Annotated in this window: 17 protein-coding genes and 2 pseudogenes; 10 read left to right on the top strand and 9 right to left on the bottom strand. The window is 51.6% G+C overall.

Annotated elements, in window-relative coordinates:
- Positions 1 to 169: 169 nt before the first annotated feature.
- Complete coding sequence (locus KRAC_RS36345; protein WP_007916095.1) at positions 170 to 523, top strand: winged helix-turn-helix transcriptional regulator; 354 nt, start codon at positions 170 to 172, stop codon at positions 521 to 523.
- Positions 524 to 1,183: 660 nt separating this feature from the next.
- On the opposite strand, the gene KRAC_RS72055 is transcribed toward KRAC_RS36345, so the two are convergent.
- Entirely contained in the window at positions 1,184 to 1,357 is a 174-nt protein-coding gene (locus KRAC_RS72055; RefSeq protein ID WP_157507491.1) for an MmyB family transcriptional regulator, read from the bottom strand.
- Positions 1,358 to 1,572: 215 nt separating this feature from the next.
- On the opposite strand from KRAC_RS72055, the gene KRAC_RS36335 reads away from it, so the two are divergent.
- On the top strand, positions 1,573 to 1,983 hold the full coding sequence (locus KRAC_RS36335) for a MerR family transcriptional regulator (RefSeq protein WP_007916086.1): 411 nt from the start codon (positions 1,573 to 1,575) through the stop codon (positions 1,981 to 1,983).
- Positions 1,984 to 2,036: 53 nt separating this feature from the next.
- Here KRAC_RS36335 and KRAC_RS36330 read toward each other — a convergent pair.
- Both KRAC_RS36330 and KRAC_RS36320 read right to left on the bottom strand, forming a co-directional pair.
- A pseudogene (locus KRAC_RS36330) lies at positions 2,037 to 3,187 on the bottom strand (IS3 family transposase).
- A gap of 232 nt (positions 3,188 to 3,419) precedes the next feature.
- Positions 3,420 to 3,929, bottom strand: a complete 510-nt coding sequence (locus tag KRAC_RS36320; RefSeq protein WP_007916080.1) for a helix-turn-helix domain-containing protein — start codon at positions 3,927 to 3,929, stop codon at positions 3,420 to 3,422.
- A gap of 348 nt (positions 3,930 to 4,277) precedes the next feature.
- On the opposite strand from KRAC_RS36320, the gene KRAC_RS72050 reads away from it, so the two are divergent.
- Entirely contained in the window at positions 4,278 to 4,442 is a 165-nt protein-coding gene (locus KRAC_RS72050) for a hypothetical protein (protein ID WP_157507489.1), read from the top strand.
- 379 nt (positions 4,443 to 4,821) lie between these two features.
- Here the strand turns inward: KRAC_RS72050 and KRAC_RS36315 are convergent, their stop codons facing one another.
- Positions 4,822 to 6,027, bottom strand: coding sequence for an MFS transporter (locus tag KRAC_RS36315; RefSeq protein WP_007916072.1), 1,206 nt, complete (start codon positions 6,025 to 6,027; stop codon positions 4,822 to 4,824).
- A gap of 484 nt (positions 6,028 to 6,511) precedes the next feature.
- Between KRAC_RS36315 and KRAC_RS36310 the strand changes: the two genes are divergently transcribed.
- The 4 genes from KRAC_RS36310 (at position 6,512) to KRAC_RS36290 (ending at position 11,179) form a co-directional block, all read left to right on the top strand.
- Complete coding sequence (locus tag KRAC_RS36310; RefSeq protein ID WP_007916069.1) at positions 6,512 to 6,958, top strand: SRPBCC domain-containing protein; 447 nt, start codon at positions 6,512 to 6,514, stop codon at positions 6,956 to 6,958.
- Positions 6,959 to 6,960: 2 nt separating this feature from the next.
- The gene (locus tag KRAC_RS36305; protein WP_040445604.1) at positions 6,961 to 7,344 is read left to right on the top strand and encodes an ArsR/SmtB family transcription factor; all 384 of its coding nucleotides are present in this window, start codon (positions 6,961 to 6,963) and stop codon (positions 7,342 to 7,344) included.
- Positions 7,271 to 7,735 carry an SRPBCC family protein gene (locus tag KRAC_RS66940; RefSeq protein ID WP_244422426.1) on the top strand — a complete coding sequence of 155 codons (465 nt, stop codon included), beginning with the start codon at positions 7,271 to 7,273 and terminating at the stop codon, positions 7,733 to 7,735. The genes KRAC_RS36305 and KRAC_RS66940 overlap by 74 nt, the downstream gene beginning before the upstream one ends.
- A gap of 2,751 nt (positions 7,736 to 10,486) precedes the next feature.
- On the top strand, positions 10,487 to 11,179 hold the full coding sequence (locus KRAC_RS36290) for a DUF998 domain-containing protein (RefSeq protein WP_007916060.1): 693 nt from the start codon (positions 10,487 to 10,489) through the stop codon (positions 11,177 to 11,179).
- Positions 11,180 to 11,778: 599 nt separating this feature from the next.
- On the opposite strand, the gene KRAC_RS36285 is transcribed toward KRAC_RS36290, so the two are convergent.
- From KRAC_RS36285 to KRAC_RS36265, 4 genes and pseudogenes are all read right to left on the bottom strand, one after another.
- The gene (locus tag KRAC_RS36285; protein WP_007916058.1) at positions 11,779 to 12,453 is read right to left on the bottom strand and encodes a transmembrane-type terpene cyclase; all 675 of its coding nucleotides are present in this window, start codon (positions 12,451 to 12,453) and stop codon (positions 11,779 to 11,781) included.
- 152 nt (positions 12,454 to 12,605) lie between these two features.
- Positions 12,606 to 13,905, bottom strand: a pseudogene (locus KRAC_RS79925) (RNA-guided endonuclease InsQ/TnpB family protein).
- On the bottom strand, positions 13,892 to 14,482 hold the full coding sequence (locus KRAC_RS36275; RefSeq protein WP_007916053.1) for an IS607 family transposase: 591 nt from the start codon (positions 14,480 to 14,482) through the stop codon (positions 13,892 to 13,894). The pseudogene KRAC_RS79925 and the gene KRAC_RS36275 overlap by 14 nt, the downstream one beginning before the upstream one ends.
- Before the next feature lie 1,219 nt (positions 14,483 to 15,701).
- A complete protein-coding gene (locus KRAC_RS36265) occupies positions 15,702 to 16,880 on the bottom strand; it encodes a DDE-type integrase/transposase/recombinase (protein WP_007916047.1) in 1,179 nt (392 codons plus the stop codon).
- A 378-nt stretch (positions 16,881 to 17,258) separates the two neighbouring features.
- Here KRAC_RS36265 and KRAC_RS72045 point away from each other — a divergent pair, with 378 nt between their 5' ends.
- From KRAC_RS72045 to KRAC_RS36250, 3 genes are all read left to right on the top strand, one after another.
- On the top strand, positions 17,259 to 17,435 hold the full coding sequence (locus KRAC_RS72045) for a hypothetical protein (protein WP_007916045.1): 177 nt from the start codon (positions 17,259 to 17,261) through the stop codon (positions 17,433 to 17,435).
- A gap of 1,297 nt (positions 17,436 to 18,732) precedes the next feature.
- Complete coding sequence (locus KRAC_RS36255) at positions 18,733 to 19,041, top strand: hypothetical protein (protein WP_007916043.1); 309 nt, start codon at positions 18,733 to 18,735, stop codon at positions 19,039 to 19,041.
- Positions 19,042 to 19,086: 45 nt separating this feature from the next.
- Positions 19,087 to 19,611 carry a phosphatase domain-containing putative toxin gene (locus KRAC_RS36250; protein WP_007916041.1) on the top strand — a complete coding sequence of 175 codons (525 nt, stop codon included), beginning with the start codon at positions 19,087 to 19,089 and terminating at the stop codon, positions 19,609 to 19,611.
- A 130-nt stretch (positions 19,612 to 19,741) separates the two neighbouring features.
- Here KRAC_RS36250 and KRAC_RS79920 read toward each other — a convergent pair whose 3' ends face one another.
- Entirely contained in the window at positions 19,742 to 19,852 is a 111-nt protein-coding gene (locus KRAC_RS79920; RefSeq protein WP_157507487.1) for an HAD hydrolase-like protein, read from the bottom strand.
- Positions 19,853 to 19,932: the final 80 nt, after the last annotated feature.

The raw sequence follows: 19,932 nt of genomic DNA, 5'->3' as shown, positions 1-19,932 counted from the left end.
CGCCTTAGAAGGGCTCGGCATTCCTCCCCGCGCATGAATGCGGGGGTCTCCTGCCTCGGCTGGATGAAATTAAGACATCTTGATCGTTCATGCCATACCCTGTAAAATAGAGCGAGTTACTTCTGGAAATGTAGTATCTCATGGTTACTAGATAGGGAGAGGAAAGTAGATGGTCTTAAAAGAAAAGAGCACGTGGGTCATTCAGGAAAATGATTGTGAAGTCTGTTCGATTGAAAAGGCACTGGACGCTGTTGGTGGTAAATGGTCTTTTCTGGTAATACGAGAACTGTTCCATGAAGCAAAAAGATATGGCGAACTCAAACGTTCGATTCAACGAATTAGTCCGAAGTCGTTAGCGGCAACGCTTCGCCATCTGGAAGACAATGGTATTATTCAGCGCACCGTTCACCCTACAACTCCTCCAATGGTTGAATATGCCTTGACTGAAAAAGGAAATGAACTCCGTCCAGCTATTTATGCTATGAAAGCCTGGGGTCAACATTGGGAAAGCAAAAGTAACTGAGAAAAATGAGCCTCCCCAGCTTTGTAGAGCCAAAATTGATGAGGTATACGTGTGATGGGCCTACATTAGAAGCGCACCCGAAGAGAAGAAGGAGCGTATCTCTTCTTTCACAGAGGAAGCACAAGACGAAAAAAACTTGATTGTTATCTGCACGGGTGTGAGTTACTTCGTTAGTTTGAAATGCTGCAGGTACGCGACTATCTGGCGCAATTGCAGGAGTGGCTCTAGGCGTGTTGAGAGCGGGGGCAAGCCCCGCGCAGAGTCTGCTTATGAGGGTTTGCTCAGCGGTTCGCCGCTGAGCAAACTCCGGTAAAAAGAATCGGGGTGCGTGATCGATGGAAATGCGACCAGAATGGCGCGACAGAATCCTCTTGCTTCCTGTTAAGATGTGATGGATGTGCGACAAAGCCAACGTTCTCTTCAAGAGAATGTCATATTTTGAACAGGTGATTCTATAAATAGTAGAATACAAAATTTTGGTAAATTCGCATCCCCGAAAGGGCCGGAGGCAGCATGCGGCCTTCGTTCACGCACGCAATCTCCTGTTCGCACCATCGCCAAGTTCTCGTTCCGCTGTGCTAATTGCATCAGTTTCTTCTCTGTATCTGCTTCTGGAAGCGGCGTGTAGACCGCCATTCGTAAGTCGGGGGAGCTCATATTCTAAAAGGATGTGGATTGGAGGATCAGCTGTCCAACAACTGGATAATCCTGTTCTTTTCGTTCCCGATGAATGCCCTGGATATCATAGCGCAACCACCAGTTACGGAATTCCGCATTCTGCTCATGCAAATCGGCAAGGAGAGCAGTCAGCCATGCTTCTCCGATATATTGCACGGTACTCGTGCAAAAAAGCGCATGTACAGGTAACCAGGCCATCAAAGAAAAAACCTGGGCGTCCTCGCTAACATCCAGTACTCGGTAGATATACTTGAGACACGGGCATAGTTTCAACTAATCGCAATTAGGTGAATCCATCTCCTTAGGTATTAAGAAATTTTTCTCTGATACCCTCTTGACCTGGAGTGCACTTCAGGTTGTATAGTTCCTGCATGGAAACAGAATTCTCGATCCAACGGGTTGCGGAAAGAACAGGGCTCTCCATCGATACCCTACGCTACTATGAGCACATTGGACTGCTTGAGCCGGTGAGCCGCGCATCAAGCGGCCATCGTCGCTACACACAAAAGGACATTGACTGGATTGGCCTGGTTATCAACTTACGCGAAACGGGGATGCCTCTCGCGCAGATTCACCACTTTGCCGAGCTTCGCCGCCAGGGAGAGGCTACGGCAACTGAGCGCCTGCACATCCTTGAACAACACCAGCACGCTCTCAAGCAGCAAATGCAGAGGCTGGAGCAGCACATGACGGCTTTGCAACACAAGATTGCACATAAAAAGGCGTTCCTGGCTCAGCGTGACGCTCCACCTCATCCCACTTCTGAATCTCACGCAGAGTGAAGAGGAACGTTATTGATCTTTACCCGAAAAAGTGAAGTCCTCAAAGAGGAGATTTAGCTCATCAATTGTTCGTACCTGAGGGGACTCAGATATTGGAGTGTGGAATGCCTTCGAACCCGATTATAAAACGTTTCGATGTAATCAAAGGTCACACTCCTAGCTTGTGCTCGTGTCTGAAATGCCTGTTCGTCGAGACATTCTCCTTTCAGCCTATGAAAAAAGCTTTCCATCGCGGCATTGTCGTAACAATCCGCCGTTCGGCTCATGCTGACCATCATGTCTGCTTGGACTAAGGCCGTTTGGTAGCTCATGCTGGTATAGGTACTGCCACGATCAGAGTGGTGGAGCAAGCCAGGTGGTGGATGACGCCGAGCGATCGCCATCTGGAGCGCCTGGATAACCAATGATGTATCCTGAGTTGCAGCCATTGACCAGCCAACGACCATTCGCGAGAACAAGTCTAACACCACAGCCAAGTACAGCCAGCCCTCTGCCGTCCAGATGTACGTCGTATCTGCCACCCATTTGGCGTTGGGCTCTTCGGCACTGAAAATCCGTTGGAGCAGATTCGGCGCGGCCTGGGCCTCGGGATCGCTGTGCGTGGTCACGGTGCGATGCCGGGGACGCTTTGCATACAGCCCCTGTTCACGCATCAACCGAGCCACCCGCTTGCGCGCGCACTTGATCCCGTGGTCCTGCAGATCAGCATGGATTCGCGGGCTGCCGTACACGCCACGATTGGCCTGGAACACGATTCTGATCTGTTCAGCCAGTTCGGCATCTTTCCGCGTGTGCTCGCTCGGCTGGCGTTTCCCCCAGGCGTAATAGCCGCTGGCCGAGACATCGAGCACGCGGCACATCAGCGCGATGGGATACTCGTGCTGGTGCTCTGCAATGAACTGATATCTCACTATCTTTCTCGCGAAAAGATGCCCACTGCCTTTTTTAAGATGTCACGCTCCTGTTTGACAATCTCCAACTCACGCTTCAGTCAGCGTACTTCCTCTTCTTGATCCGTTTGATGCCCACTGCCTGGAAAAGCTTGGGAACCGTGTTCAGCCAGTTCCTTGCGCCACTGATGAATCGAGGTATCTGAAATGCCCAGCTCGCGGGCCACCTGCGCGATGGGTTTCCCACTGGTCTGTGCCAGGCGCACCGCTTCTCGCTTGAACTCCGGTGTGTAGGTCTTTTGTACCTTCTGCATGATCCATTCCCTCCTTGGAGAAGAGTATATCCGAAACTTCTCCTCTTCCACAATTTCGGGGCAGGATCACCTCTCCTCCTTGCGGAGTTTCATGCACACAGGACTTGCGGATCTACGGGATACATGCCTTCTTCCGCCTTCCGCTTTCTTCGAGCATGCTCTTGTCCACCTTTGCCTTTCGGCTCCGGGTAAGCTCTTGTCCTAGAGGTCTTCACTCTCTTCCTCTTCCGTATCATACGGAGATTTCATATGCACCGACGCGGCGCACGCTGGTGATCCAGTATTTAGCTCGTTGCCACCCGACTCCAAGATTTTTGAGGGCAAGTCGGATGGTTTCGAGACTCACCTGGCTCCCCGTCAAGCCCTGCTCAACACAGACCTCTGCGGCCAATTCCAACGTCCAACAACTCGTCGTTTTGCCGAACGTTCGCGGAGTCTGGTGCAACAGGGCTCGCAACGCCTCACACCTGGCTTGGTCAAACTGCGCTCGTACCGTTTTTGGCCGGGAAGATTCTTGTTTGAGACATTCCAAGCCTTTTTGCTCAAAAGCATGGATCGCATTGCGTATGGTTTGCGTTGCACAGCCCAGGTTGTGGGCGATTTCTTTGGGACGTTGTTCTCGACTAGAGGCCAGCAGAATCTGACTTCGGCGAAGAGTAAAGACATTCGATGAGTGTAATCCAGCTTTGATCCCTGCTTGTTCGACTGGACTCAAGGCTCTGACATAGAGGGGGGCTTTCATGCCTTCATTCTAGCAGCCTTCCGCCTCTTTGCACAAGAGCTTTCTTGAACCTGCACTAGTAAATACACACAACACCCTGACATAGACCAGCTTGACATGCAACCAAGTGTTCTGCAATACTCATTTTTGAGGGAGGCAACTGAGAGCTAGCTACTCTGAGAAGTTGGAACCGGAGAACCTTCTGGTAAATATGGAAATCGACTCTTTCACGCTAAGTGGGGGATAGGCTGCGATCCTTAACAAGTCTTTGATGATGCCGGTGCAGACCTTTCGTGTGTATCTGGGCAGGGCATATCCACGGGTCCCGGCCTCTCTCACCCAGGTTTTGTCATGGAAGGCTCAACAATCTTGGCAGCGCAGCCAATTTTTGCTTCTTCAAGAAGTGCCCTCCCTGCTGGAGCCGCCGAAGCGGTCCCCATGTTCTTCTCTGCTGCTGACCGTGCCCTTGCCCGTTGGTGTCCTGCCGTCTGCCGCAACTCGGTTCCCCGCGTCCCCTCCGGGGCGAGCTACTGATTTACAGACCACGGAACGTCAAGGTCGCGCAGGTGGCGGTGGGACGGTATGGGGCGCGCTTGTCTTGACCTTGACGTCTGTGGTGGGCTTGACGAGCTCGCTCCGGGAGGCAGCAGCTTCTCTTTACTACGGCAGTTCCCTCTCAGATGTTACAAGTCTTAGCGTGAATGTTCGACGATTTTTAGGGTGAAACCCGGGAAATCGGCGCGAAACATAGGAATCGGCCAGGAAGACTCTGGAGAAACCGCTTCCCATCTGGGTTCTTCCATTTCCATTTTGTAAATTGAGGCTACTACATAGGTGTGTGACTCAAGAGTCGTCCATTTTGACCAAGGCTTCTCCAGTCTCTTGAGGAGAGAAGAAAAGGTGCTCACCACACTCACCGGTGAGCACCTTTGACCAACAGCGCGCCGGCGAGCAGCGTTACCCCAACTACCATCCACCCGGCGTGAAAGATACCAGCGTGCTGGCTTATTACCCCAAAGAGCAGTGCGAAGAGCACAAAGGCGAGCGAGGAGAGGGCTCCCACCCCCGAGGCTGCTCCTGCTCGCACCTCTGAGGGGAGGGAATCGTGCAGCATGCGGGTAAAAATCGTATTGACCGCGACTCCTCCTGCAACCAATACCCCCTGGGCCAGGATAACAATCACCGCGCTTCTCACGACGACCAGCGCCAGGCTCGACGCCACCAGCAACCCGGCCATACCCACGACGCTGGCTGGCTTCGCGAGTGTCAGTCGAGCCGCAAGCCAGGAGCCTGCTCCTCCCGCCGAGAGCACCGCCGCGTTGGCTACCCCGTAGAGCCCAACCGGAGCAGCCAGGGCCAACTGCCATAGCGGTCCAAACTCGAAGACCGCCGAGAGAAGGAGCGAGGTGGCGAGTAAGATAGAGACGGTGCGCAGAATTTTTCCCCGCTGGAAGAGGATCTGCGAAATAGTCCGCACATGACTGACGAATGAGGTGCGTTTCTCGGTGTGATGCAGATGAGGTTCCTGGAAGGTGAGTAGGGCGCCCAGGGAAATAATCCCCAGCGGAATCGTGGCAAAATACGCCAGCCGAGGTGAAAGCAGTACGGCCACCAGCCCACCAGCGAGCGCACTGAGGAGTAAGGCCAGGCTATTGAGCAGCTTGACCTGGCTCAGACGCTGGGCAAAGGCGAGCCCGTGCCCGGTCTCTTCCAGCAGTGTGTCGTACAGGATGGACTCGTAGGTGCCTGACACCAAGGCGACCGCGACCCCGAAGAAGAGGGTGCTGACCAGGTAGGTCGGGACATTGTAGCTGAGCCCCCCGAGCAGGGCGTTGATCATGGCAGCGAGCGAGGCCAGCATGAGGATGCCCTTGCGGCTCCAGCGATCAGCAAGGAGGCCTGAGGAGAGATCGAGCAGGGGGATCAGGCTGCTGTAGCAGGCGGCCATCAGGCCAAGGGTGGCCTGGTCAAACCCAAGACTCCGGAGAAACACCTTCTCGATGGGCGCCCAGAGCACCAGCCCCTGCGAAAAAGCGGCGATATAAAGTGGCAGCAGGCGGGTTCGCAGCGCTTGAGACCGAGATGTCCATGGCGTGTGGTTGGTGAGAGGTAGCTGCATGTCATCGTTCCCTTCTTTCAGAGCGTTGATATCACTTGCAATAGGTATTATGTGCAACCAAAGGTTGCATAACTCTTCTCAAAGCGGGATGCAAAAGCGGAAACGCTCACCATTGAGTCTTGCGGAAGGCATTAAGCCTTTGAAACTCCCAAGGGTTGCGTGTATGACTCTCCTACCTCGTCGGAAGGGTGGCTTCCCTTCCGACGAGGTAGGAGAGTCATACAGGTTGCGCGACGAGATTTTTAGCTGAGCATTAGTGAGCCCGGTGGAACCTCCTGACAAAAGGCCCTCGGTAGCCTCTTTGAGCAGTATCCAGAGCGAGGGCGTTCTGACGTTGTCCACCTTTTGAAAACAGCCTGCTCTCCTCTTGACAACGTTCTTCTTTCTCATTAAAATAATAGACATGACGTGCAACCTTTAGTTGCACATCATGTGCTCTACTCTGGAATAGTTAGTTGCGTTACATAACGTCAGGAGTGTTTTTATGACCGATAAGATCGAGCGAGAAATCAGCATTCAGGCACCGATAGCAACAGTATGGGAAGTCATCACAAAGCCTGAATACATCAGCCAGTGGTTTGGGAGTCAGGTAGAAATAGACGTGCGACCAGGAGGAAAAGGCAGACTGATCTGGGGCGAGAACTTTGAAGCCCCGCTGGAAATTGTGGAGGTAGAGAAGCCGCATCTTTTCTCATTTTTGTGGGTTGCACCCGATGAGGAAACCAAAGCGACCCATCAGCAAACCCTGGTTGCATTCAGACTGATAGAGGATGGTGCGGAGACAAAGCTCTCCTTCACAGAAAGCGGTTTCGAGAAACTCGCGATTACAGCAGAACAGAAGGCCACTCTGATTGCCAACCATACCCCTGGCTGGGCTGACTTTCTGTCCAAGTTGCAGCGTTGTGCCCAGAACATCCCAACAGAGGCATAGGTATGTCATCACCTGCACCTTTTAATGAAAAGCTCTGGTTTGCCATTGCTGAACCGAGCCGACGGAAGATCATCGAGGTTTTGCTTTTCAAAGGTGAAGCGACTGCAAGCAGGCTGGCGGATGACGTGCCGTTTAGCCGCCAGGCGGTGAGTAAACACCTGGCCGTTCTGAAAGGGGCAGGTCTCGTCAAAGAGCGCAAAACGGGCAAAGAGGTCCGTTTTAGCCTCTCGCCAGAAGGACTCAGTGTTGCTGCCCAAGAACTATCACGGGCTGCAATGCTCTGGAATGAACGGCTACAAAAGATCAAACACATTGCTGAAACTCTTCATCAAGGAGGAAAGAGTACAATGGAGACAAAAAACAATCATAAAAGAACAATTCATTAAAGAGACACCAGAACGATCCTTTAAAACGCTTACCGAAAAGCAAGAATTAGAACGCTGGTTTGTACAAGAAGCTGATATCGAATTGAAACCCGGAGGAACAATTCGTACAAATTGGGCCCCTGGTGTGGGAGAGTATGGAAAAGTACTAGAAGTGAAGCCGTTTCAGTTGTTCAGTTTTACTTGGGAGGGAGCATTTTCTCCTACTCCGACAACCCTTACTTTTGAGTTAACACAGGAAAAAGACGGTACGTTGTTAACATTTACCCATAGCGGTATTGGAGAAGGATGGGATGCTTATACTAATATCAGCAAAGCGTGGGATGCTCACCTTAAAGATTTAACGTCTTGGATTGAAACAGGGACATGCCCACCTCCAGGTCCAAGAGGATAAGACAAGGAACAGTCATCGCCAACAAGGGTCAGAATAGTCATGGACACTCTCTGGCTGTAAATGTACTCGCTTCGTGGGAGGAAATCTGCCCATTTCGTGGGTCGGCGCACCATGGTATCGCTACGTCAAAGAACCGAACCTCCCACGGAATGAGCGAAATTCTTCCCACGCGATGGCTCTGACACAACTTTGGTGAAGGATGAGCTTATTGGATGAAAACCATTTTTCCTTTGAGCACGAAACAGAATCTCTACCAATGTATTATTGATGAGCTTATCACTAAAGCTGTGTCAGAGCCACGCGATCTCAAAATTTACAACATGTGGACAAAACGTGCATTACTTGCTCACCACAGCCCAGATCATTTCACGCCTAGCCCATCGTGGTTCTGTTAAGAGTGAGAGCGTTTTTCGCCGCTTGTGCAGTTTAAATTGGAGGACTCCCTTGCGCGGAGAAAGCGCACTGGTGCTAGTACAATCGGGGCACTCAACCAGGGAAACACCACTGTCCAGAAACTGCTGGAGATCAATGGGAATCACCTGTAAATCTGATAATTAAATGAATGCATTGTTAAAAATTTTGACAATTAAATGGGCGGGTAAAACGAGTAAGCGTATACAAAATGTTTGCAACTTATCGCTGTTTATGGTCTATTTAGCTGTTTGCTCGTTTTACCGCTCACGTAATTGTCAAAAATTCCGCTCACGTAATGGGTCTTCCGCTCCTTTGGTGAAGGATGAGCTTATTGAACAAAAACCTGGGCTCTTTGAGCAGAGAACCAGAACCTCGCTCTTGTCCTAGTGAAGAGCTTTCACCAAACCCGCGGAAGACCCACGTAATTCCAAAGAAACCATGCGTCGCAGCCGCACCACCCGGCATGGAACTGAGGATGAGACGACAAAAAGCTCTTGCTATCCAGGAGTTCCAGACGAAACGTCATGCACCGTAGGTGCACCATTCAGAATGAAAAAGAATTCGATGGACGAAGTTGGTACACTACGGAGGAAAGATCCCAATACTAAAAACGATGGAAATAATAAGGCAGTCAAGCTTGAAGACGAAGCTGTCTTCGGGTGTCTGGAAGAACCACTCATTGTTGCTCCCATCAGGGAAGCACGTAGAGGAAAATCTCATGTGGAAAGACGCCCTGTTGGTGATCTTTCAGAGCAAGCGTCGAATCAGTTTTCAGGAGGAACATCTCTGGAAGTCGTGTCCCCACAATGGAGGTGAGCCGTAAGAGAGGAACTGACTCCTTTCCCATCGCAAATAAACAGAAGATTCAACAACGGCTCGTTCGCCCATTGGAACGCCTAGGTAATACGGTCATCTTGCAGCCTTAAGCCAAGACAACCCCTGCCTAAGCACTCTTACATCATCTGAACAATTGATACGGAAGGTTCAGATCTGAGGGAGAGATTTTTGTCTCTCGTGCCAGGTTTTCAGAGGAAATTTACACTTACTACCAGCTATTTTTCTAGAGTTGTCTTCCAGAGAGCAGAGAACTCATCTTGGCTGAGTACTTCTTCTGGCACGCGATAGCCATTTCGAAGGTATCGCTTATGAGCATAACCCATTTTTGTGGAGTCTTCGAAGTAAAGCGCCACCATCATTTCTTCCCTTATATCGCACAAAAGCATTAGCCATATCCCAATCGCCCTGCCATGCCTGAGCATCGACTTCGGTGATACCACTGCGAGCCATTCCTAGATGCGGCAACAATTGTGGCTGTAGATATATGAATTGGGCAAGAAAAGAGCCATTGATTAGGTTGAGGGCTTTGCTGTTTAGTTTTTTTCTTCATGAACGCCCTCTCTATCAGATTAGAACCATTACTTCTACTTTCAAAAACAGAAAATATTGAGCAAAACTCTTTAAGCTAACCCAGGATGTCAAGACACCAAAATCACAGCCGCTAAGGTGTGATCGTCTTTCCGTACAAAACTAGCCTTCGCGTTTTTAGTGTGAAATGGACACCATATACATTTAAGAGGAAATTATACTTTTTCATTCTTCTTATGAGGATGGAACCCAACAAGTGGATAGACAAGATCCCTCAGATGTTTCCCGCACTTTGAGCACTCAATCTGAACATTGAGTCTTTCACCATCTCCAGAACAGAACCACCGCAATCCTCCATGAAATTGTTGGTGAAATGGAGGATTGGGAGACTGGGTAATAAGGTGACTCAGGATGTCAAGACAGAAAACGGACGACTTCTAAAGTGTACTCTCCTTTCTTGACTAACCCGATATGCGAGCTCTGTTGCGAGAACATTGCTCCGTACAGGAGTCAGTCTGGTTATGACTTCTCCAACAACTTTTTTAACCTGGCGATTCCCTTTAATACCTCTTCCCGATTTTTCGCGCTCTTTATCCAGTAGTAAATAAGGTCAAATCCGCAACACTTTTGAGGCGAACGTGAAATAATCAGCGCGAATTGTAGGAATTCAGCATGTGTAGCATCTGGAGAAACCGCTTGCCACCTGAGGTATTAGCATAAAATGTTGTAAATGGCCTCTGAGTATGAATGGAACGGTGCGACCCGTTCCATTCATACTCAGAGGCCACATCCTGACCGTTCTAGTGGGGTTGTCCGAATCCATCAACTCAATGCTGCTTCTTGAACCCGCTCATCCCGACTAAAGACCTGCTGGAAACACATCTCCAGACGCATCAGAAAAATCTGCTGATCGCTTATCCTTGGGATAATAAATAACCTCCTATCGAGGATCTTGAAAAAGGAGCAAATAGCATGAATACCATGCAAGCATCATCTGTCGTAGGTAATACACGACCCCCCCTGTCACTGACCAGACTATTGCTGCTCTGCGGAGCCATCGCCGGCCCCCTCTTTATCTTGACCGTGCTCATTCAGGACTACACGCGTCCGGGTTTTGACCCACGGCTCGATATGCTGAGCCTTCTCTCTCTTGGGGACTGGGGATGGGTTCAGATGGTGAACTTCGTACTCGCTGGAGTGCTCAATCTCCTCTATGCGGCTGGCCTCTGGAGGAGACTGCATCCTGGACGGGCCGGAACATGGGGACCGCTCTTGATCGGGGCCTATGGGCTCGGTCTTGTGACTGTTGGTTTTTGTCGGACCGACCCTGCCAATGGGTTTCCTCCAGGATCTCTTGCCGGAACTGGTCCCTCCTGGCACGGTGTGATCCATGCCCTAGGCGCACTTTTCGTCTTCGTTGTCCTGGCTGCAGCCTTGGCGGTCTTTGTCCGGCTCTTCCTCGCACGCAAGGAGCGCGGGTGGGCGCTCTATTGTCTGGCAAGTGCAGTTCTTCTCCTCCTGTGCTTTTTCGTGGGGTTTACCAATGCGGCGTTGATGGCGCGCCTCGTGCGGCTCGGAGTGCTCATTGGGTGGATGGCCGCATCAATGATTGCCATCAAGCTGTTCTGCACACCAGATAAAATGCAACAGACGCGAGACCAGTAACCCTCTCGCGATCAGGTTGTTTCTCAAGAAACGCTTGAAAACCAAATACCTGTCCGCTTTGGTTTTCAAGCGTTTCTCTGAGGAGCGCAAGCTGGACAGCAAAGCCCAAGCAATTTGCAGGACGCCTTCGGCGATTGACCAGTTCTAATTCTTCGAAGAAGTATACCCGATGAGAAGCGGTTTCTCCAGATGCTACATGCTGAATTCCTACAATTCGTGCTGATTATTTCACGTTTGCCTCAAAAGTATTGCGGATTTGACCTTATTTACTCCAGCTTGGGAGCCTACTTGCTATTGTTGCGTTTCTGATCTGACCTTCTGTAGAGAACTTGAGACGTTGTTTGGCCGTGACATATCGCTCTAAAAAGCTCTGATGCTCCTCATTGAAGGCCCAGAGAATTTCCCCGCAGCAGGGAGTTTGCAACCACAATGGGAGCCAAAAATACCAATTATACTGACCACGTGCGCCTCGAGCCTTTCCTTTCCAGATCCTGGTATAGCTGCAATGGAGGCAACTTACATTCATAGTGGATGTGGATACGCTAGTGCTTTTATGACAGACTCAGATTGAATGTCTTCATCTCCAATAGCGCTGCCTTCTACCTCGATTGTATCGATGTTTCTGCTTGATCCCCTCTTATGGGAGACGTATGGACTATCTTTGTTTCTGCTCGCATCTGAACGTAGACCATTCCTACATACGCCACATCATAGATGAACGTGGCGACATAGAGGAACGGCAAGAGCACAGAATGGTGCCAGGGGGCGGAATACAGATAGAAGGCCAGCGACGCACAGGCCGTGCCAAGTAATTTGCATAAAGCGATACTCATCGATTGACCACGTAAGGAGCGACGACGGAACAGCATGGTGAGAAAGAGTATCGACATCATCAGATTTTGCCCAAACGCAGCATACACTCCTGAATCATGGAACTCAAGTGTGAGCAGGAGCACTGCGAAAAAACTGGTGACGAGTGCCAGGCCCAACAGAGTATAAAAGGCCCTCTTCGACAGATTGGGAAATTCTCTGGGCCCATAACAGATCGTCAAGGCAAGAATGACAGCATCCAGGACGAACCAGATGAGATTGACGATGTGTTGGATAAGTTGAGGCGGAAGAAGAAACGAGAAGATACATTCCCAGGATATATTGGCGCAGAGTGCAACCAGGGGCATCCCATAGGAGCGGTCGCGCCAGCTACGTTGGATGATCAAAAGGTAGGTAATTGTCCAGAAGAGGCCCGAACCGAGCATGAGGAGTGTAAAGTACATTTTGATATCCCTTTCGTGGGCAAACCCCGTGCTTAAGAATGCGGGTTAAGAATATTTGGAGCTATAGCGTGAGATGAAATAGTTCTCCAGACCAAATGTTCCTCAATAGTGTAGCGTGAGGAGCTTTCTCTGTCTAGATAGTTCCGTCGCGACTAGCGAATCCTGACAGGGGCCAGGATTTTCACGTGAACGGGTTTGTGAGGGAATGACTTCCTCACGGGATGGACTACCAGCAGATGGACCCTGCTTTCCCCATCCTCTACTCCCTTCCGCTCGAAAGCTCCAGGAGCTACTTTTCGGAGAATATTTCCCGCGCCATTGACATCGGCATGGATCACTCGCCCATCGGCGGCTCGATACAGTCCCCGTGTGACCCGTTTGCCGCTAAACTGGTAGTCTCCCTGTTCGCCTTTGCGATACACGGGCAGGGGGTCGAGATCAAGCAAACTGGCTTTGCTTGTATACGACTCTTCGGTGAGAATCACGCGAATGCCGACCAGTTCCGCTTTATACTGAAGCATCTGAATGAATCGAGCGTGCGGGATCTGCACGAAATGTTGATTCATGCGTTTTCCCAGGCGAATCTCTTGTTTTTGCAGCGGATTCTTGCCGATGATGAGCGTGCCAATCCCTTCGGCGACCAACAGATCGATCAGGAAGCGGCTGGCCGTGTGCAGATCATGCTCGATGCGCCGGTTCCGTCGCGTCGTCAGTTGCTCGATGCGCCGACTTCGGCCAGGACGTCCGAGGGATTGCTGGAGTACTGCTCGTTGTTTATTATAATACTGGTTACAGGACTTGATGCCGCGCCCATTAACAATGACTGGAACAAAGCCCGGTTTGTTTGCGCGTTAGCGTGGCCAGATTGTCCATGCCAGGATCAAGTCCAGCGAGCAGATCGGGATCAACTGCCGTGACGGTGGGTTCGTGTTCATAGATGACTTCTACCACCACATAGCCGTTTTTGGGAACCACACGCACCTGCGCGAGCGTTTGAGGGTTTTGCTTCGTTTTCACCTGAATACCCAGTTGCGAGGGCTGGATGATGCCTCGATCCAGGGTTCGTTTGCCCCGGCTCACGGCTTGCATCGTGTAGACGAGCAGATTCCGCCCTTTCGCCTTTGGCAAATACTTCGGGAGTTGAGGGCGCCCCACAAACTTCGCTGGGGTCTCTCGATACGCAAGCCTGCCCGCCCAGAAACTTGACCAGGCGGTGCAGACCTGCTTGAGGACGTGTTGCGCCACTTTGGCAGGCAACGCCCTGTACGCCTCATGCTCTTGCATGCGTTTATCCAGAGCGGGATAGGAGAGGCTGGTGCTGGTCGCAAAAAAGGTTTGACGCACCTCATAGAGGGCGGCATTGTAGAGATTCTTCGAGGCAAAACAGGCGGCATCCACACAGGCAAAGCGCGGATCGGTCTGCGCAATGATGTGCTTCTCAACCAGTTGCATCCCCCGCCTCCAATTCCTGGACAATCCGCTCGGTCTTGCGCTTCGCCCGACGTTGCCCGTAGAGTCTGGCACAAAAGCTGTACATGATGCTGGTCAGATCGGAGAGCAAATCCTCGGTGCCATTCTCCGCGTGATTGACCACCTCGATTTCCCGCCCGTACGCGGTGAGGAGCGTCTCAATATAGCGAAAGCCAAAGCGCGTCCCTCGGTCTTTGTGTTCAATGACAATGCGCCCCACATTGGGATCGGCCAGCAATGCCAGGAACTTGGGGCGATTGTCGTTGACCCCCGAACCAATTTCCTTGACCACCTTGCTCACCTGGTAGCCACGAGCTGCACAGTAGGCCACCAACCGCTCCGCCTGACTGTCCAGATTGGCCTTGTTCTCGGCTGAGGAAACACGGGTATAGACGACCGTTGTGGCTTTTACCGGGCTGGCGGTCCTGGCCGGTTCATCGATCAGAATGGTGTGCGCTCCGACACGCCTGCCCTGGATTTTTCCGTCGCGGAACCAGCGCCAGGCCGTCTCATAGCGTACCCCTTGTTGTTTGGCGTAGTCACTGAGTTTCATGCTCATATCATACCATGATCCTCAGTGATTATCAAGGATTCGCTATGTTTTCAATGATCGTTTTCAATACCTCTGGTATTGACACTCAACTTGGATGGCTGATCCCAAGGATTGCGCAACGAGATGCAGGAATTGATGGGTCAAATAGCCCGTTTTCATCGGAGGAGCCAATCGCCTTCTGCCGGATTCCCCTCATGAGGCACAGCCATCTCTGTCTGAGCGAAATCTTTGTTCAGAATCACGTAAGTCGCAGTAGCAAGCGCTGTCCAGGTCGCAACATAACACCGCTAGTTTCTTGTAACCCCGACTATTCTGAGTACAATGGTACATGTGCATTCTCGCATTCGCTTTTGTTTTTTAGGGATAAGGAGAGAGAAGAGGAGTGGATCCACTAAACAACTTGAACGCCTTTGCAGTATCGATCTTGCCCGTAGTCTTGGTAATCATGTTGGTTATGTTGGTATTTAATCAGCTCAACAAAGGCTGGTGGAAGTGCAGCGCCCCCGGATGCGACTTCCGAACAAGAAGCGAAGAGGAAGCGCTTGGACACCAGGCAAAGCACGCGCAGCACAAGGCGGTATTTGAAGACTAACGTGACGAAAAGGCCCTCGCTCGCGGGCTGGGCTCACCAACAACAAAAGCATCGTGGCTTGGCCAAGCCACGATGCTTTTTCTCCTTGCAAGAGAACAATTGGGTGCGGCAAGTTTTTTGCGTCGAGCTCATCTAGGGTAATGGAGAGATGGGACGATGGGAGAGAACAGCGCGATTGGAAAGAGGGGAGAGACTGTGGATCCTCTCTCTTCGGCGGGTTCGCAATGAAAGACCAATCGCGCGAGAACGCGATGTTGTGTGCGGGACCTCCCTTATCATCTCCCACGATCATTTCCCTCAAGAAAGCTCTCAGTGCGTTTACGCCGCGTGTGGCAGCGGCTTGTTGCCTGAACGGACCCGACGCAAAAAGGAGTGGAATGAAGGCTATTGTCACCAGGGGCAGAGTAGCGGGCAATATAGGCATTATCTGAACAATTTCAATGGCTCCGACTTTTCTTTGGTAGTGGAATTTTACCCATTTTCCTAGAGGGCGCATTTGGCCTGTAAATGTCATTTTCCCCTTCTTAACCCCCGTGTCAAGTCAAATAAAAATGTTACCGAAGGGAGATGGTTCCCTCAAATAAGAATGTTACTGGAGCCGACAATCTCCTTCCTTGAGAAAAGCAGAACAATTTAAGCGATGCTGGCGGTTGCACAGGGAGTGTCCCACAGCGCATCCAGCAAGCGGTAAATCTCCTTTCGCAAAGCCATAGGGTTGGTCTGCTCGTAGAGAGCTTGCAAACGCGTGCGTTGGTCGAGGCTCTGTCCTCCAGCGGCGATCAGGCGCTGATAGGGCGTTTGGGCTTGGTCCCAATGACGCACGACCTTGTCGGCCTGGCACACTTTTTCCTTCAAATGCAGGACGGGCTGAAAGAAATTGTAGTAGATCCACATGTGTTCATAGAGGGCGTTCATCGCTTGCACCTGCTCAGGAGTATCCAAGCGAATGGCCCCGAAATACTGGCGCACCAGAGTCGCATTTTTCTGCTCAACAAACCGGTTGTCATTTTTCTGGTAGGGCCGGCTCCGACTCAACATCAGACCAGTGATCGCCTCGCCCCAGAAGCGCACGAGATGATGATTAAAGAACTCCGACCCATTATCGGGATGCAGTTCCTTGACCGCAAAGGGGAGGCGTTGTAGGATGTGGCGGAAACCACCTTCCATGGCCTGTTGTCCTTTACCCAGGATCGCTACCCGTTCACTCCAGCCTGTGGCTACATCCACCATTTGCAACGTAAAGGCAAAGATCCCCTCGCCGCTTTCCCCACTGTGCTGGACCAGATCGACTTCAAAATGGCCGGTCTCGCTGGTTTCCCATGGAATGCGCTTCATCGGGACTGGCTTGCGCACTTGATTGGCTCGTTCTGGGCCTTTTTGCGGCAAGCGCTGTTTACGGCTACGGTACTTGTACAAGATCCGCGTCACCGTGGCCTCACTGATCTGGGCGAGCCGCTCACGGACCTCGCTGGTGAGCCGCACACTGCGAAAGCGAGCCAGATGCTCTGCTGTGGAAAGCAGCACAGGCGTCAATCGTTCGGCACACACATAATCCAAACTTTCCCACACCACCAGGATCACTTGCTCAACGGCTAACCCATCGGTGCGCCCTCTTCCTTTTTCCCGCTTCTTGCGCTCCAGCGTGGGAGCATGCAACAATCTGAGCAGGCTTTTGCGATGCAAACCCGTTACCTGCTCCATTTCGGTGAGCATACGACTTTGTTCCGTTCGCTCAGCTTTGATGTACAAGGGCTTCATTCGCTTGAGATATTTTCGACGTTCGCTCACAGTCATCTCGTCTTCTGTCGGCATGCTCTTCCTCCCCTCGGTAACATTCTTATTTGAGGGAAGTGTACCTTCTTCAGTAACATTTTACTTGAGGGAATGCGACCCCTTGAACAACTTCTGGTTTTCTGGTATCATCTGCTCATTGTATAAGTTCCTCTCCCCACCTCAGCTTGGCTGAGTTGTTGGGGCTATCGAACACACAAGGGTTGCAGTGTATCCTGCGTGCGTTTCTCACCGATGAAGCAAAACGAGATCAGCAATGACCTCTCGGCTGGGAAGGAACATAAAACACACATCACCTCGCCGTTTGTAGAAGGTATAGTTCGCCATGAGGGATTCTTACTCGGGCGAGCTACATCTCCAGCAAACGCGGAGATGTCCACCTCCGGAAGGATATGCACGATGGGCATCAAGAAGGCCGCCGCCGCGGTCGTCAAGTCGCCGGCTGGTCAGGCCGTCGCCAAGGTCGAGATCGCCACCGCCAAGGGCCTCGCCACCGCCGCCGGTCGGGGAGACCTCGTCCCGGGCATCGAGGAGGCCGGCAAGAAGCTGACCGGCGACAGCGGCTCCGGTAGCTGAGGTGACAAGGAGGCGTCGTCCGCTCGCTTGCGCGAGCGGACGACGCCTCCCGCGCTTTTACTTCCCTTTGCACAGTTCTCACATTCCTAATTCTTTTCCCATCTAGTGCAGACTCGCGACACCTGAACAGGAATGGCGAAATGAGGCTCATAAGAGCATCCTAATAGGGGTGAAGGTTGCTGCTACCAGGGGCGAAGTAGGTAAAGCTCGAAAAGTGCCGGATAGTGACGGAGTTGGCACTCGCCTCTCACAGTTGCGTATATCCAGAGCCACTCATGAGCACAAGGCGATCAGGAAAAATAGCCAAAACAGGTAGAGTTCACTTTCCAAAGCAGAAGTCGGCACTCTGCTCTCTTCAGATCTTACTTTGCGGCTGGTGGCAGCAACCTTCACTCCACCCCAAAAAGATGTGGCGCACCCTCTCCAGAGCTGACGGGTACGCCACATCTTTTTGGGGTGGAGTCTGTTTAGAGCATAAGCGCATAAGCAGCGGCTTGTTGCCAGGACTCTGCCTCACGCAAAAAACCTTGCCACACCCAAGTGCAATAGTAGCAAAACACAAGCAATATGATGATCCCCCAGGCTTAGGGAAGGCGACGGACCAGTACACCACTCCACTACGTGTATCAGGCTCGCCTTTGACTAGGAGCAGGCCACTTTCATCAAACCAGGTACCAACTCGGTAGGAAAGGGCCTTACCTAGCCACCGCTTAACGTCGACTTTCTGGATATCCGTCAAGTCATGATGCTTCTACTGGGCCTCGCGCCAGAGATGATGAGCGCATGTAGACAGAGACTCCAGAATATGTTAGTTTTTGAGGGGAGGTGCGAAGTGAAAAAGAAGCTCAGACGGATTGTCGTGCAAAGCCAAACCTACCTCTGGGAGTTTAACTCCAGGCTATGAAGCGACTGGTGATCCAACGAAACCATGGCAGTGCCAGGATGGTTTTACTGCCTATCTGTCCCAGACAAAAGCCGGCCCTCTGCGCATCTTTTTTCGTACCTGGGAAGATCCCATCATTGGGGGTCCACTGCGAACGGGGGCTCCGCTTGATCTTGAAAAGCTATTCGCAGAATCATGGAGAGCCAATTTCCATCAGCCAAAATATGCGGCTTGGATCATTCAAAAGGCTTTAGAAGTGGGTTGGAAGCCAGAGCGAAACAGGAGTCCGTTCATTATCGAGCAGGGTCTTGAGTGGCTCATGCAGAGGAAGTGATCAGATGGAGAAAGAAGGCCTCTATGATTGAAAGTAGGCATCCTCCTTAGCACGAATGTTTCGTGCTAAGGAGGAGTCACTTGAAATTTCCGTATATTCCCTGTTACTTTCGCTGTATCCGTAGTGTCGGCATGATTCGCGAATGGTATGGAGCGAAGGTCGCTAGACGAACCTGGGATGAGGCACAGTATTTTCCGCCCCCACACATGAAGCGTCCCGACCAGACGCTCTTTGCTGGTTCATGGGACGACAGAGAGATCGCTCATCGCCGCTTTGATCGTCATGCGTGGATCCGCAGCGAGGTACTTGATAGCCAAAAGAAACTGAAACGCCTTCATCGGCGGCGTGTAGCTCGCCAGCTGCGAGCACACGAGAAGCATTGGGGATAATTCATTATATGCTTCAATCACGTCTCATATGAGAGAGAGATCCAGATGCGTGCACAACTGTATTCTCTTCGCGAACTGCCTGCCGGGTGCATCAGCATGATGGCCCGTCCACGCGGTGGTGACTGGCTGCTTGATGAGGTTACCGCCCTGCGCGAGGCAGGCGTCCATGTGCTGGTCTCCCTGCTCACCCCCCTAGAGATCGATGAGTTCGAGCTTGCAGAGGAATCTGCATTCTGCAAAACCCAGGACATAACCTTCTTTTCCTTCCCGATCATCGACCGTAGCGTGCCACCTCTCAACGATCGCACACTGGCTCTCATACAACTGCTTGATGACCAGCGCGTGCAGGGCAAGCACATTGCTCTCCACTGTCGGCAAGGGCTTGGACGGGCCGCTTTGATGGCGGCAAGTCTGCTCGTGCTCTCTGGCTGGTCTCCTGATGGTAAATCCCCTACGAAGTGGACGGATTTGGCCCGCAAACGTGGAACATTGCCCTCAATCCTGGACACTGGGACAAACTTTTCTAGAAAAGCTGCTCCTCATCTGGCTTCTTTCATTGATGTTTTGTAAATGAGCGATCTACAACTGCTTACCTCTCACAAAAGGCGCGTTGGGCAAGCACGTCAGGCAGTTCCGAAAGCTCAGTGATCTCGGCAAAAGGTTGTATGCTTGTTTCATTTCGCACTTGGTGACGATTCACCTAGATGGCCCGGATACCGACTGCTTGCGCTCCACCTACGTCGTTGTGTAAGGAATCGCCAACATGAATGATCTCCTGAGGGTGTGTGCGTCTCAGAAAGGACCCGCTCATAGAATTCAGGCTGAGGCTCCTGTACTTGATAATCTTGGGCAAAAATCGTAAAAGCAAACAGACCCGGTAAGCCGCAGCGT

Source organism: Ktedonobacter racemifer DSM 44963, assembly GCF_000178855.1.
Lineage (GTDB): Bacteria > Chloroflexota > Ktedonobacteria > Ktedonobacterales > Ktedonobacteraceae > Ktedonobacter > Ktedonobacter racemifer.
Note: the sequence above shows the minus strand (reverse complement) of the source record. Positions and strands in the feature narration are given on the sequence as shown.

Bases quoted from the DNA above. Each gene is read 5' to 3' on its own strand.
- KRAC_RS36345 (WP_007916095.1), top strand. From the start codon at position 170: ATGGTCTTAAAAGAAAAGAGCACGTGGGTCATTCAGGAAAATGATTGT.
- KRAC_RS36335 (WP_007916086.1), top strand. From the start codon at position 1,573: ATGGAAACAGAATTCTCGATCCAACGGGTTGCGGAAAGAACAGGGCTC.
- KRAC_RS36320 (WP_007916080.1), bottom strand. From the start codon at position 3,929: ATGAAAGCCCCCCTCTATGTCAGAGCCTTGAGTCCAGTCGAACAAGCA.
- KRAC_RS36315 (WP_007916072.1), bottom strand. From the start codon at position 6,027: ATGCAGCTACCTCTCACCAACCACACGCCATGGACATCTCGGTCTCAA.
- KRAC_RS36310 (WP_007916069.1), top strand. From the start codon at position 6,512: ATGACCGATAAGATCGAGCGAGAAATCAGCATTCAGGCACCGATAGCA.
- KRAC_RS36305 (WP_040445604.1), top strand. From the start codon at position 6,961: ATGTCATCACCTGCACCTTTTAATGAAAAGCTCTGGTTTGCCATTGCT.
- KRAC_RS36290 (WP_007916060.1), top strand. From the start codon at position 10,487: ATGAATACCATGCAAGCATCATCTGTCGTAGGTAATACACGACCCCCC.
- KRAC_RS36285 (WP_007916058.1), bottom strand. From the start codon at position 12,453: ATGTACTTTACACTCCTCATGCTCGGTTCGGGCCTCTTCTGGACAATT.
- KRAC_RS36275 (WP_007916053.1), bottom strand. From the start codon at position 14,482: ATGAGCATGAAACTCAGTGACTACGCCAAACAACAAGGGGTACGCTAT.
- KRAC_RS36265 (WP_007916047.1), bottom strand. From the start codon at position 16,880: ATGCCGACAGAAGACGAGATGACTGTGAGCGAACGTCGAAAATATCTC.
- KRAC_RS72045 (WP_007916045.1), top strand. From the start codon at position 17,259: ATGGGCATCAAGAAGGCCGCCGCCGCGGTCGTCAAGTCGCCGGCTGGT.
- KRAC_RS36250 (WP_007916041.1), top strand. From the start codon at position 19,087: ATGCGTGCACAACTGTATTCTCTTCGCGAACTGCCTGCCGGGTGCATC.
- KRAC_RS79920 (WP_157507487.1), bottom strand. From the start codon at position 19,852: ATGAGCGGGTCCTTTCTGAGACGCACACACCCTCAGGAGATCATTCAT.